The sequence below is a fragment of the Pleurocapsa minor HA4230-MV1 genome, from assembly GCA_019359095.1.
Classification (GTDB): Bacteria; Cyanobacteriota; Cyanobacteriia; order Cyanobacteriales; family Xenococcaceae; genus Waterburya; species Waterburya minor.
The window spans coordinates 195529-208911 of the sequence record JAHHHZ010000025.1 but is presented as its reverse complement, the minus strand read 5'-3'; the positions used below and the strand labels follow the sequence as shown (position 1 = coordinate 208911).

Genomic DNA, 13383 nt, shown 5'->3' with positions numbered 1-13383 from the left:
GATTAAAATGAATTAAATTTGCTGGAGCAATATTTAACATAAAGCTAAGAGCTAAGAGCTAAGAGCTAAGAGCTAAGAGCTAAAGTCAATATTTCTGTAGCAGTAATATCTGGCTGTTCTAAATGAGGAACATGACCACAGCGATCGATCCAAACGAGCTTACTATGAGGAATAGCTTGCTGAAATTTAACAGCATCTTTAATGCCTAAGATTTTGTCCTGTCTGCCCCAGATAATTAGGGTAGGCTGTTGGATGGTGGAAATTTTGTCAATTAGAGATCCATAACCACCACTTTTAGTAAAGGCAATTAGAGACTTGTGCCAATTGAAACACTTTAAATGCAGTGCAGCACAGACTTGAGCATCTAAACTAGCCAAACTTCGATCGAAATAAGCAGAGCGACTAATGCTTTGACGAATCTTGGGATTACGCAGAAACTCCGTGGCAAATGTATCGATAGGAGAAAACATGAACTTACCAATGGCGGGTTGCTTGGCTAAACCTGCACTATCTAGCAAAACCAGCTTCTCTACTGCGTCGGGATAATTGAGCGTAAAATCAATCGCTGCTGCACCACCCATCGAAGCACCTACTATAATTACAGGCTGCTGAATTACAGTTTGCCAAAAACAATATAAATGAGTTTTAATATTTTCTGAGTTCAGTGAAATCTCTAAATTCCGCTGAGTAAAACCGAATCCCAGCAGATCTACTGCATAGGTTGACTGTTGCGCTGCGAGAATAGGCAAGAGACGACGAAACTCTAGTAAAGAGCTATCAAAGCCATGAATGAGCAAAATAGGTGTACCCCCAGTTCCTTGATGAACATAGGTAGTTGCCACATCTTCCTTGCTTAATGGTGTAGGAATAGCTACTTGTTTAATTTGTTTTGTTAAAGCGATCGATTGAGCTTCAGTTAAATTGCTAGCTTCGGCTGGTATGTAGCTGGGAAACATTAATAAATCAGGGGAAATAATATTTTTGCATTATTAATCAAATTAGCGCAAAACGGTATTTGGTATTGTCTTGTTTTAGTTAATTGGTAGAGATTTCTACGGATTTTCAATTAATTTTGTTTTAATAAAAGGCTTGGATGCTAAGGTTTCTAAACCAACAGAAACTAACATTTCAGACCATTTTTGACGCATCATAGTTTCCTCTGCTACAGAATCTGGATTTTCAGTCAATGCCGATAAAGCGTCGAACCAAAAACCTTGTTGGCGGTAAACTTCGGCTTTTTCTAGCGAACTTGCTTTATTTAACTGCGTTTGAGTAGCCAGATCGAGTCTTCCTTGGTGCATCCATCCTTCAACTACAATGTCACGAGAACGCTGTTGATGATTACAGATCATTGATAAATACCAATGGTAGTTTTGATCTGTTTCCAGCAAATTAGACTTCACCCCAGCAGGAACTTCAATGCTGATAATACCATTACCCTCAGTCGAGAGAAAAGTTTCGTATATCAGTTGGTCTTGTTTATTGCGTAAAACAAACTCTAGGGTACTAGGCTTTTTAAGCTCTGGAACATAGAAAAATAGCTTGGGCGAAGCAGAAGCATTCTTACCCACATTCTTTTGCGGAATTAACGCCATTAAGTTTTGGGTTTCGGCATTGACAACGCAACTATCTTGACTACCTCTACTACCTCCATCTCGACGATGAGTTGGTAAGCCAAAATCTGCTGTCCTAGTTTTTTCTGATTTTTGTTCTGCTGTGACAGAGTTAGCTAATCCTAAGCAAATTAGGTTTAAAACCAAAGCTAAGCTAAATAATCTCATCAATTGAGTGGGTATATATTTAATGTTAAACATTATTTATTGATTTATTTATTAACAAGATAATTATCATTTTTACATTTGCTAGTTTAACTATAGTCAATCTATAACACCATGTCGGCAAAACTAATTTATACTTGATTTGAATCTTAGTTTTCAATAATAAAAAATCAATATTATTACTTAATTTGCTGATAACCAAAGATTTTTTTAAGTAAAAATACATAAGCAAAATAATTATTTTAACCTAAAATATCTTTATGAAATTTAGCTTTAATAGCCTAAAAGATAAACACTTGAATTTTAATCAAGCTAATAATTGGCTGAACACATATAGATCTTCTCTATTTCTCTTAACTATTTTAATTACAGTTATAGTAATGGGAGTTCGGCGTTTAGGTGCGTTACAGGCTTTAGAATTGTTGGCATATGATTGTATGGTCAATCTACACAATGAGAATCAAACTGATTCTCGGTTATTAATAGTAGAAATTACGGATAAAGATATAGAAAAATATAATAATTATCCGATTAAAGATTGGGTGATTGCTCAACTATTAAGAAAATTACAGCAGCATCAACCTAAAGCGATTGGATTCGATCTATATCGCGAAGTAGCTTATCCCCCTGGTACAAATGCCCTGAGACAGGAATTACAAAAAGATAATGTGGTTGTAATTCAATTAATTGGTCATGGAGAAAATGGTGTTTCAGCACCCCCTGGAGTACGCTCAGAACAAATAGGTTTTAACGATATTGTGGCTGATGTAGAAGATGATGTTTTACGTCGCAACTTAATGTATGTTCAGTTTGGTTCAGCAGAAGTTGAGGAAATGTATTCTTTTTCACTGCGCTTGAGTCTTAAATATTTGGAGGAACGTCAACTTAAGTTTCAGGTTGGTGATGATTATCTTCAGATTGGAGAGGCAAAATTTCCCGATTTAAAGCCAAATTCAGGCGGATATCAGCTAAAAGATGCCGAAACCGCAGGTCAACAAATTCTGCTCGATTATCAATCACCCAATATTGCTCAACGGGTTACTTTAAATGAAGTCTTGGCAGGCAAAGTTGCCCCTAGCTTAATTAAAAACAAGATAGTCTTAATTGGTGCTACTTCCCCCAGTGTCAAAGACATTTTATCCACACCCTATAACCAAGGCTCTGAAAGCTTAATGCCAGGAGTGGTAGCTCATGCTCAAATGACCAGTCAAATTTTAAGCATCGTTTTGGATGATGCTACCCTATTTTGGTTTTGGTCAGAATGGGTTGAAGGAGTTTGGGTTTGGGGTTGGTCAATCGTAGCGGTGGCGATCGCCTGGAGATTAAAACACCCAGTAGCAATTATTATGGGGGGAATCGCTGGTGTTGGCAGTTTAATTATTATTTGTTTTGTCGCCTTTACTTTGGCAGGCTGGATTCCCTTGATGCCAGCAGCAATTAGTTTAACTGTAACGATCGCCAGTGTTTTAGGTTATAAAGCACTTTATAATCTTTTTTACGATTCTTTAACAGGATTGCCGAATCGCAGTTTATTTGCTAAACAACTAAAGAAAATTAAGCGCAAGGACAAGGACAAGTCTCCTGGTTTTATTGGGATTTTATGTCTAGACTTAGATCGTTTTAAGTTAATTAATGATGGTTTAGGATATCAAGCGGGCGATCGCATTCTACTCGAAACAGCTCAAAGATTGCAAGAAAATTTACATTCCAAGACAATTTTAGCAAGGGTTGGTGCTGATGAATTTGCGATCGCGATTAAAACTGACCGATACACCACAGAAGCGATTGAAACTGCCAACAAGTTAGATCGAGCGATCGCTTTGCCTTATAAACTCAAAGAACAAGAAATTTTTACTTGTGTCAGCATTGGTTTAGCCTTTAGTCCCTTGGGAGAAGACTTTCAGCCAGAAGAGTTATTACAAGCTTCCCACGCTGCTATGTATAAGGCAAAAATATCGGGTAAAAGACGGCATGAAGTATTTACCACTAACATGCATCAACAGGCTTTGAAGCGACTGGAATTGGAAGCTGATTTAAACCAAGCCATCAACAAGCAAGAGTTTGAACTTCACTATCAACCGATAATTTGCTTAAAAACGGGCATGATTAAGGGATTTGAAGCTTTAGTCCGCTGGCAGTCACCGACTCGTGGTTTTGTTTCTCCTGGAGCATTTATCCCCGTTGCCGAAGAAACAGGTTTGATTGTACCGATGGGAGAGTGGATTTTGACCACCGCCTGTCATCAGATGCAGCAATGGCGAGAACAGTTTCCTCATGCAGAATCGGTGGTGATGAGCGTTAATCTTTCTAGTAGACAGTTTGCTCAGGCAAATTTGATTGCCCAAGTCCAAGAAACATTAATCACCACAGGATTAGGTGGGGCAAATCTTAAGCTCGAAATCACGGAAAGCATGGTGATGGATGATGTCAACAATACGATCGAACTACTCCACGAGCTAAAAAAACTCGATATCAAAATTAGCATGGATGATTTTGGCACAGGCTATTCTTCTTTTAATTATCTGCATCTTTTTCCGACAGATACTTTGAAAATAGACCGCTCTTTTGTCAGTAATATGAATCAAGGAGTTAAGAATCAAGATATTGTCAACACCATTGTGATCTTGGCTCACAGATTGGGGATGGATGTGATTGCTGAAGGCATTGAAACTAAAGTTGAGCGAGATCTTTTACATCAGTTTAATTGTGAATACGGACAAGGTTATTATTTTGCTAAACCCTTATCCCAAAAGGATGCAACGGAGTTATTTGAGCAGAACAAAACATGGGAAATTGATTACTGATTACTGATTACTAATGATCTTGGAGGTAATAAAAATGGAGGCTAAGAAAATAATTACTTCTCAATCTCCAGTTGCTAGTTATTAAATTACCTAAATTACCGATTGCTAGTTCTTGCAGCTATTTTCTACAAAGGAATTACTTGGAAATCAACTGTAGCGCTTACTTCGGGGTGTAGTTTGACTTCTGCTTGATAGTTTCCAGTCTTGCTAACATCAGGAACTTCAATTCCTCGACGATCGACTTCAATTCCCGCTTGCTCTTTAATTACGTCTGCTATTTCTTGGGTGGTTACAGTACCAAAAATGGCGTTTTCTTCCCCAACCTGCTTGCGAATCGTCAATTTGCCAATGGTTTTGAAAGCAACTTTTTTGTTTTCGGCTGCCTGTTTTTCAGCTAGTTTGATTTGTCTTTCTTTCTCTCTTCTGACTTCTACCTGCTGAATAATTCCTTTAGTAGCAATGCTGGCTAAACCTTGAGGAATTAGATAATTACGAGCAAAACCAGGAGCAACGTCGACTAGATCTCCATCGCTGCCTAATTTACTGACACTTTGATTCAAAACTACGGATACGCGCTTTGCCATTGTTTTACTTAAATTCTCCTATAATCGATTAATTTTGATGTGGCGATTTTTGTCTGCACCTCAGAGTTTTTAATTATAACCTGAGTTCGGATCAGAAACAGGCACGGTGCGTAACCTGAAAATAATCATAGACTAATTAAATTATCTGAATTTTTGATTATCAACTATGAAAAAATTATCTCAGGAATTGGTCAACGGTGTGGCGCAGCTATTTCCTGATGCAATTTTTTATCACCAGACGACAGAAAAAATAGTGGCATTAACGATTGATGATGCACCTTGTCCCCAAGATCGAGGAGATTGTGGCACTAAATTGATTTTAGAAGCGATCGCCCAACACAATCAAGAATACGCTCACTTAGAGCCAGCTAAAGCGACATTTTTCATCATTAGCAGCCATCTTAGTCCTGATTCAGCAATTATCTCGGAAATTATGGCTCAAGGTCACGAAATAGCCAATCATGGAGTAATCGACGAAACTCATGCCTTATTAACGCCTCAACAGTTTGAGCAGCAGCTTAAAGAAGCACACGATCGACTATTAGACCTTACAGGAAGAGATATTCGTTGGTATCGTCCAGGGAGAGGTTTTTATAATCAGACTATGGTGCAAGCGATCGCTAACTTAACCGCTAAGGAAAGTTACGACCTTAAATTAGTTCTCGCTTCCATGATCCCCTTTGATACTTTTGATTTAACTAATCATCCCTGGTTAACGGCAATGTATACCAAACAAATGATTTTTCCTGGGGCAATTTTAGTCTTTCATGCTAACTCGCTGAAGGTCGCCAAAAATACGGCGATCGCCTTAAAAAGTATTTTAAAAGACTTGAGACAAAGAGGCTATCGTATCGTTACTGTCAGTGAACTATTAAACCAAGATTAATAAATTAGTTCTAGTTAGGTGCAATCTTATTTTACAGAAGGCGATCGCGCGGGATACTCTTACTCTCATAAGCAATAAAGAATTAAGAACTGGCAATTATCTAAAAAGATACTGGTAATGTCTTCAATCCACGCAAAATTAAACCGCCTCGCCATTGTAGTTGATTTGGAGCAATGCTCAGGCGCAAATCAGGCATACGCTGAACGAGGGTATTAATGGCGATTTGTCCCTCCAGTCGTGTTAGAGGCGCACCCAGACAGTAATGCGCACCATGCCCAAAGGCTACGTGATTATTCTTCTCGCGGGTGAAGTCCAGTAGATCGGGGTTGTCACAAAAGTTAGCATCGCGATTTGCTGAGCCAATCACAGCCAAAACTAGTTCGCCCTTGGGAATAGTTGTACCTGCGATCGCAATATCTTCACGAGCATATCGCTCAGTAGCTGTTTCCGCTGGACAGACAAAACGCAATAGTTCTTCGATCGCGGGTTCGATTAGGTCTGGCGTTTGCCGTAACTGGGCTAATTGTTCTGGCTGTTCCAATAAGGCTAACGTCCCACTGGCAATTAAATTTACCGTAGTTTCATGACCCGCACTTAAAAGTAAAAACAGCGTGGCGAGAATTTCATCGTCGGTTAGGCGATCGTCATTTTCTTGTGCTTTCACTAAGGCTGTGGTCAAGTCATCCTGGGGTTTGAGCCGACGCTCAGCAATCAGTTTTTTAAAATATTGCGTCAGCCCCCAAAGTGCTGGAAGTAAGACAAATAAATTGGGAGTCGCTTCCATTGTTTCGGTTGTCCTTGGAGAATAACAACTGCATCGCGGGGAACGGGCATAGACATCCCAAATGCACTAGAAGATTGCTTTTGACATTCTTTACAATGACAAGCATACAGTGTCAAAGGTTCAGCTTGGATTTCATATCGAATTTGCCCACATTGACATCCTCCAGTATAAGGAGCGGTCATACTTAATCACCCTATACTAATAGCTTGCGTTTATTATCTGCGATCGCTTCAAATAAAATTCGCATAATTTAAGTTTCCTCTTTATTAGAAATTAAATCCATAATTCTGGCATAACAGCGACAAAAAGCCATACTTTCAGCTTCGTTTTGAGATTGCTTATATTGGTAATTTTTTCACTCTAAAAGTTTCATTATTTACAGAGACGATTGCCCCTGTTTCTAGCTCCTGTTGACAATTCTTCAAGACCTCAATTAGCCGTTGATTGATTTCATTATAGTTTTCATTACCCAACCTAAATAGAATTACACTGGGTAGAGATTGTTTACTAACGGCTAATAGTTGAGCAAAATCCAAATCTATAGTCAAAATAATTCGTTGCTCGACTTGAGCTAAAGCGAGAATTTTATCATCTGGTAACTTTTGTAATCCCCTATCCCTTAGATGAAAAACATCGTGACCGAGTTCGCGCAATCATTCTACGGTACGCAAAGAAATGCCCATATCTGCCAAAAATTTCATCTTTATCTAGGCATTAGTAGGGAAAGGATAGACGGTTTATCGCGTCAGTAAAGCTGCATACTGTAAAGATTGCTTGATATCATCCAATTCCAAGTCTGGATATTCTTCTAAAATCTCTTCAAAAGGCTTACCATTAGCCACTAAATTAACGAGCAAAGATACGGGAATTCGCATTCCGCGAATACAAGCCTGTCCTGCCATGATTTGGGGATTGAAAGTAATGCGTTCTAGATTTTTAAGTTGATAATCATTCATAAATTATCTAATGGTTATAGAGTTCTGTTTCCTTCCCGCAACGTGGGTTTTGCTCGGGCGATCGCACTTTCCAGTATTTTAGAAGACTTAAGGGAAGTTAAATGTAAAAACTCTAGAGTAAATTAGCAGGTGCGATCGAATCGCTTAGGAATTAAATCCATAATTTCGTTGGCGCTATTGGTTCTATATCTCGATCCCAACCTCCTACTTGATAAGTTTGCAATAGCCATAAACTCGCACCATGATTGAGGAAGATTTCTGCTAGGCTGTCGTTGGCTAAACGAGGTAAAAGCGATCGCCAGCTAGTTAAAGCATTAACTACAGTAGTTACAGGACTATCTGCTAAACGGGTACCAATTAAGGATTGATAGGGATCGACCCAATCTGCACGAGTTTGCCAAGTGATTAGTCCGTCTTCAATGGCTTTGTTTAAAGCTACTAAACGCTGTAGTCTTTGGGTTTGGGGATGTTCGGGGTTAGCTGTAATCCAGGCTTTAATTTGAGGGTTATGCTCAATTTCGGTTAGAGTCATATTAATTGCTTGATATAGAGCCTGACAGGAATCTTGTACGCAGGAGTTCGCAGGGCCAACAAATGTAGCCCCAGTACCGTCTCCAGTGCGATAACGCGCCATCATACGGTCTAATTGATAGGCTAAAGCATTGAGGGGAAAACGGCGTAAGCCATCAAAGTTATATTCGTCCAAGACATCCAGCTTGACGATGATATCGGTAATGGGACGACTACCTAGCCAACCAAATTGGCGATCGCCGATAAAATTACTCCAGTCCAAACTACCTGCAATAATTCCCGTGGTGTTTTGGGTATATACCTGACCATAGCCGATCTTAAAGCGTAATTCTTGGGTAAGTGGTTCGCGGACAACTCTAGCCAGACCAAAGGCAAAATGACCGAAAAAGAGACCTAAAGGCGCAAATTCTTGCTTTTTACCACCAATACCGCCATAAGTATGAAGAACTAACAGGCGATCGCCTTCTTGATAAGAATTAATTAATTCGGTGTCTGATAAGTTACCAGGGTTCAGGAGAATCGAATCAATCTGACCTTTTTTTTGTTTTACACCCTGCCAATATTGGTTGTGAATGTAGTCGGTAGTTTTTTGTAATCCAGAAATAATTTTAGCAGGCTGTAGTTGGAATAAAGCGCGAGGAGCGATCGCCTGTACGGTAAATATACCCTGTTCATTTTTTGCCCCATAAATATACCAGCCTGTTTGATTTAAAGGAGACTCCGTAATTTTATTGGCGGTAGCAGGTAATACTCCGTTGCGATCTGGCACTACTGGGGGAAGATAAACTAGATCTTCTTTGCCATCAAACTGCCCAGAATGGTGATTGTAGTGACGCACTAGGGCGCAGTCAGTGGGAAATAATTCAGTAAAGCTGACTAAGGCGTAATATCTACCCGTAATTAAAATCGGTTCACGGCTGATAGATAAAATAAGCTGAGGTTCTCTAACTACCTCTACCGAAGTCAAGGCAACTATCACATCATCATTTGGTCTAGCACCAGCCAAAGATTCCAGCGCCTGTACCTGTCGCCAATGATTTAAGCGCGTGGGATGAATTATTCCTTGGTTAATACTTTGATAAGCCTGTTGAGAAAAATCAATCCTAATTTTGACTTGATTGACATAAGCCTGGATATCAGGGCGATCGCTCCAGCGTAAGTATACTTTTTTACCAATTAAGTCTAGTTGTGGTGCATGATGCACTTCTAAATAAACTCCACCAACCTGAGAACGTTCGGTAACGTCAGGCAAGATTAAACGTCCGATCCATTCGGCTACAGGGAGATAATGAGCAGAAGATGATTGTTGAATCGGATAAAAGTCTGGTCGATTAAATTTAGCTTGAACGTAATTTTCATAGTCGCTAACTACTCGCTTAGATTTTGCTGAGTAATCGGCAACAGCAGCAGGATAGGGTTCGTAACCATCGACGCGAGTGAGGATGCGGAGAATGATTTCTATAGTTCTGGCTAAATGGTTGCTACCATCAGGAAAGAGCGCATTTTCATCTAAAGGACCATTTTTAGAGTCATGTCCGACTTTGCCCAAGGAAATAAAGCTGATTTCACCTCGACTTTTAGCCAGATTCCAATTTGACCAAGTAATAATTGACCAGCGACGAGGAAATAAACAAGGAGTAAAATTGGCGACTCGATCTTTTTCCCCGACTAAATGATAAAGATGTTCTACCTGAACCACCTCATTATTGCCACTAATCACTCCTGCTAGAGAAATTACTTCTATTGGTGCAGCTAATACTCTTTTAATATAAGGCACTGCCCCTAAAGATATTTGTCCCCCACCGCTATAACCAATTAGAGTGATTAAAGCACCACTTCCAGGTTGATAACCATTAGTCAACAAGCGGTCAATAATTATTTCTGCCGTACCACGATTGTAGATTGGCCCATAGCGACTATCAACCGATACCGCCACCTGAAACATATTACGGAGTAAGACTAAGAATCCCAAATTAGTCCTCCGTTCAATCCAAAGCCAAAACTTAGCTAAAGGGCGATTAAGGGTTAAAGGCAGATTAATTACAGAGTAGGGAATAATGTTATCAATCAAAATGCGATCGCTGGGCAAAGATTCTTGTAACCTTTGTAAAAATCTTCCACTACGAAGGGAATATTTAAATGAGCTTTTACCAATTCCGTCTAGATAAACTATGTAATGAGGTGCAGCAGTTACCTTGCCGAGAGTGGCTTGAGTAGGTTTAAAAGAGATTTCTCGTTTACCACCATACCATCCTGCCCACCAGCCGAGAGCTTCAAACGGCGCTAATAAACCCGCCAGCACTAGAGAAATCCCAATAATCCGTCCACTATCAATTAGTAAATTGACTAATTGATTTTCGATCATCGCGTACCACTCTATCCACCAAGCATTTGCTGGAGACAACAAGGCAACTATACTTAATGCCAGTAAGATAAATGCTACTCGTTTAAACATGGAATTATATAGCCGTACAAAATTAGCGATAGACAATTAGGGTGATCGGCTTCATAGGTAGTCCTAAAGGATAAGCTTCGCAAATGGGTAGTAGTTAGTAGGTAGTAGGTAGTAGTAAAAAACGTCCTAACATTGTTTAACATTGCTATATTTATACGCTTAATTTAAATTAGCTTATAGCTATCAAATTCCTACTTGTTACTTGTTACTTGTTACTTGTTACTTGCTACTTCCTATTTCCTATTTCCTACTTCTTATTTCCTACTTACAACAAGTCAGGAATATCTGTTCTCTGAGGAGGGATCGGCAAGCCACTATAAAGCATCTGTTCGAGATAGTCGGGTTCAGTAACTAATTCTACCCCCGCCACCCAGTCAACTATCCTGCTGGTAATCCGTGCGATCGCTTTTCCCAAAACCCGCTGAGATAATTGCAGCGCCAACCATCCACCTAAACAACATTCAAAAGCTTGCCAGATACTTAAATTAGAAATTGCGCCTAAACCATTAGCGATCGCCAATAAAGTCCAAATTGACAGCACGACTAAAATTGGCATCCCAAAATAAGGAATTACGATCAAAAAACCGAGTAACAAAGGTGCATAGCTAAAGCCTAATGTTTTGATCACTTCTATCAACGGCAGATCGACGCCAAATAACCACCCCGCTACTAGCCAAGTACTAAAAACCCAAAAATTGTAGTTAAAGACGAATAAGACAGCAGCGATCGCCACTGAGAGCAAAAACCGTAAAGGACGCACTCGATTGATAAACAGCATTACACTTTGACCAAAAGTTTGCGATAAGCCAGCTAACAAAACAACTAAAATACTGGCAATTAAACCCAAAGGTAAGTTGTTAATCGATTTAAAAGTTTCGCTATTTAATAATAAAACTCCAGAGACTAAACTCCAAAGGCGATCGATCGCCGTATCTGTTGTGCTGCTAAGGATTAACATTCTTCCTACTTCCTATTTCCTATTTCAACCCTTAATACTCAGTAAAATGCGCAGCGGGACAGCTTTTATTTTCATGCCGATTAATTTCTTCGATATATAATTTAGTCTCTTTACCCCAGCTAGCCGAATCATACCAGCGCTTGAGCCAGATTTCCGCATCAATCAACATTTCTGAATCAGCAGGTACGTTGCAGAGATGGCGAATCGCCTCTAAAATTCGATTATCCTTACCTAATTGGGGTGCTGCTAATAGTCTCAGGTGATCGAGGGCGACGTTGCAGTTAGCAGGAAAGTTATTTAACAGTTGTTGATTTGTTTCCAATTTGGAGATCAGGCTTAAAAAAGACAAAGACTGAGAATCTGCAAAATCTAATTCCCGACAAAATTGTTGGAGTTGATTAGCTTTCCAGATAGAATTAGCCGTTACTTTTTCTGTTTTGGAGGGTGAGAAATAATTATTAAGAGTTAAAAATAAAGGAATCAGCGAGGCGATCGCGATCAGCGAGGCGATCGCGACACAAGCTGCCAGGGAAGTTATTTTAGTCAATGGAGCTGGAATAGTTATAGTCTGTTTGGGGACAGAATTAGGCTTGACTTTAGTATCAGCCTGCGTAAACAGGGAAACTGATTTTTTTAAGGAAATCTGAGGATTGTATTCAATAATTGAGCTGGTTGATTTGACTGGGTTAGAATTATCAAAATTAATTGTATTAGTAGCTTTTAGCTGTCTTTTCTCTAATTCATTGGCAATAAATTCTTGATTAAAAACATGCTCATAAATTTTATTGCTAACTTTTACCTGCTCATTTTCTTGAATAATCAAACCTAATAAGAGTAATTCTTTTTGTTCTTTATTCCCTAGATATTTTTTACTACCTGAAATTAAAATATCTCGATATTCTTTCAGCAATAGGCTAGAATCGCAGCGAAAATTATTGAGTAAACTCTGGTTGATTGCTCTAATTAATCTTGCTGACTTACTGGTCTGCCATTTTTTAATTAGTGTTACTTCAATAAAGCGATCGACTGTATTAATTTCTTTCCCTTGAGGAATATTAAAATCAGACTTAGCAAATACCTGAGCAATAATTTTAGTTAGATAAGGAATACCGCCAGTCCAAGCTAAAATGCGACTTAAAATCAACGTATGGTCGTCATATTTTAATTCTAAATATAACTTTTCTCGATTATATTCTTCTAAAGTATTTAAAGACATAATCTGGGGTGATTTAGAAGATAAGTTATCCAGAAAAAAGTTAATTGTGTCCTGTTTAACCCAGCCTTTTTGTACGGCAAGAGTACCAAATTTTTGCTGATTATTTTTTTGTTCTTGAAGTATGACTTTAATTTGCTCCTGGTTCAATAAATATGCTTTTTGCAGATAATAACCCAGCGGAAATATTTGACCCTGCTCGATAGTTTCTTGCCATTTATCCACAAAAAAATCGATAGTTTTGATTTTGATCCCCTGTTGTAGCGTTAAAATTTCCCCCAACTTCATTTGCGTATATTTTGCCTGAAGTTCCAACGCTTCTTGTAGCTGTTCACGAGAAATTAACCCAGCTTGCTGTAGTAATAGCCCCATGGGCAATTTATTTTGCTGTAACATAGGAAACAATGGTTTGAAAGTTAAGATATTGCTTAACC

General features: G+C 39.0%; 12 protein-coding genes. 2 read left to right on the top strand and 10 right to left on the bottom strand.

Annotated elements, in window-relative coordinates; genetic code table 11:
• Window positions 1-65: 65 nt before the first annotated feature.
• Window positions 66-956, bottom strand: coding sequence for an alpha/beta hydrolase (locus KME09_17625; GenBank protein MBW4535761.1), 891 nt, complete (start codon window positions 954-956; stop codon window positions 66-68).
• A 96-nt stretch (window positions 957-1052) separates the two neighbouring features.
• A complete protein-coding gene (locus KME09_17620; protein ID MBW4535760.1) occupies window positions 1053-1814 on the bottom strand; it encodes a DUF928 domain-containing protein in 762 nt (253 codons plus the stop codon).
• Between the two features lie 224 nt (window positions 1815-2038).
• On the opposite strand from KME09_17620, the gene KME09_17615 reads away from it, so the two are divergent.
• On the top strand, window positions 2039-4582 hold the full coding sequence (locus KME09_17615) for an EAL domain-containing protein (protein MBW4535759.1): 2544 nt from the start codon (window positions 2039-2041) through the stop codon (window positions 4580-4582).
• Window positions 4583-4707: 125 nt separating this feature from the next.
• On the opposite strand, the gene rplI is transcribed toward KME09_17615, so the two are convergent.
• Window positions 4708-5166, bottom strand: a complete 459-nt coding sequence (gene rplI, locus KME09_17610; GenBank protein MBW4535758.1) for a 50S ribosomal protein L9 — start codon at window positions 5164-5166, stop codon at window positions 4708-4710.
• Between the two features lie 166 nt (window positions 5167-5332).
• On the opposite strand from rplI, the gene KME09_17605 reads away from it, so the two are divergent.
• Complete coding sequence (locus KME09_17605) at window positions 5333-6052, top strand: polysaccharide deacetylase family protein (GenBank protein ID MBW4535757.1); 720 nt, start codon at window positions 5333-5335, stop codon at window positions 6050-6052.
• 100 nt (window positions 6053-6152) lie between these two features.
• Here KME09_17605 and KME09_17600 read toward each other — a convergent pair whose 3' ends face one another.
• From KME09_17600 to KME09_17570, 7 genes are all read right to left on the bottom strand, one after another.
• Complete coding sequence (locus KME09_17600; GenBank protein MBW4535756.1) at window positions 6153-6836, bottom strand: cytochrome P450; 684 nt, start codon at window positions 6834-6836, stop codon at window positions 6153-6155.
• Complete coding sequence (locus KME09_17595) at window positions 6785-7018, bottom strand: GFA family protein (GenBank protein MBW4535755.1); 234 nt, start codon at window positions 7016-7018, stop codon at window positions 6785-6787. The genes KME09_17600 and KME09_17595 overlap by 52 nt, the downstream gene beginning before the upstream one ends.
• A gap of 156 nt (window positions 7019-7174) precedes the next feature.
• Entirely contained in the window at window positions 7175-7489 is a 315-nt protein-coding gene (locus KME09_17590; protein MBW4535754.1) for a DUF5615 family PIN-like protein, read from the bottom strand.
• A gap of 84 nt (window positions 7490-7573) precedes the next feature.
• Window positions 7574-7792: a DUF433 domain-containing protein gene (locus KME09_17585; protein ID MBW4535753.1), complete on the bottom strand. Its 219-nt coding sequence runs from the start codon at window positions 7790-7792 to the stop codon at window positions 7574-7576.
• 151 nt (window positions 7793-7943) lie between these two features.
• Window positions 7944-10778, bottom strand: a complete 2835-nt coding sequence (locus tag KME09_17580) for a hypothetical protein (protein MBW4535752.1) — start codon at window positions 10776-10778, stop codon at window positions 7944-7946.
• Between the two features lie 265 nt (window positions 10779-11043).
• Window positions 11044-11736, bottom strand: coding sequence for a hypothetical protein (locus KME09_17575; protein ID MBW4535751.1), 693 nt, complete (start codon window positions 11734-11736; stop codon window positions 11044-11046).
• Window positions 11737-11767: 31 nt separating this feature from the next.
• The gene (locus tag KME09_17570; GenBank protein MBW4535750.1) at window positions 11768-13345 is read right to left on the bottom strand and encodes a hypothetical protein; all 1578 of its coding nucleotides are present in this window, start codon (window positions 13343-13345) and stop codon (window positions 11768-11770) included.
• Between the last annotated feature and the right edge of the window lie 38 nt (window positions 13346-13383).

What these genes read in the sequence shown, in the direction of transcription:
- KME09_17575 (MBW4535751.1), bottom strand. Translation starts at nt 11,736, where the DNA reads ATGTTAATCCTTAGCAGCACAACAGATACGGCGATCGATCGCCTTTGG.
- KME09_17605 (MBW4535757.1), top strand. Translation starts at nt 5,333, where the DNA reads ATGAAAAAATTATCTCAGGAATTGGTCAACGGTGTGGCGCAGCTATTT.
- KME09_17595 (MBW4535755.1), bottom strand. Translation starts at nt 7,018, where the DNA reads ATGACCGCTCCTTATACTGGAGGATGTCAATGTGGGCAAATTCGATAT.
- KME09_17620 (MBW4535760.1), bottom strand. Translation starts at nt 1,814, where the DNA reads ATGTTTAACATTAAATATATACCCACTCAATTGATGAGATTATTTAGC.
- KME09_17615 (MBW4535759.1), top strand. Translation starts at nt 2,039, where the DNA reads ATGAAATTTAGCTTTAATAGCCTAAAAGATAAACACTTGAATTTTAAT.
- KME09_17600 (MBW4535756.1), bottom strand. Translation starts at nt 6,836, where the DNA reads ATGGAAGCGACTCCCAATTTATTTGTCTTACTTCCAGCACTTTGGGGG.
- KME09_17585 (MBW4535753.1), bottom strand. Translation starts at nt 7,792, where the DNA reads ATGAATGATTATCAACTTAAAAATCTAGAACGCATTACTTTCAATCCC.
- KME09_17570 (MBW4535750.1), bottom strand. Translation starts at nt 13,345, where the DNA reads ATGTTACAGCAAAATAAATTGCCCATGGGGCTATTACTACAGCAAGCT.
- KME09_17580 (MBW4535752.1), bottom strand. Translation starts at nt 10,778, where the DNA reads ATGTTTAAACGAGTAGCATTTATCTTACTGGCATTAAGTATAGTTGCC.
- rplI (MBW4535758.1), bottom strand. Translation starts at nt 5,166, where the DNA reads ATGGCAAAGCGCGTATCCGTAGTTTTGAATCAAAGTGTCAGTAAATTA.
- KME09_17625 (MBW4535761.1), bottom strand. Translation starts at nt 956, where the DNA reads ATGTTTCCCAGCTACATACCAGCCGAAGCTAGCAATTTAACTGAAGCT.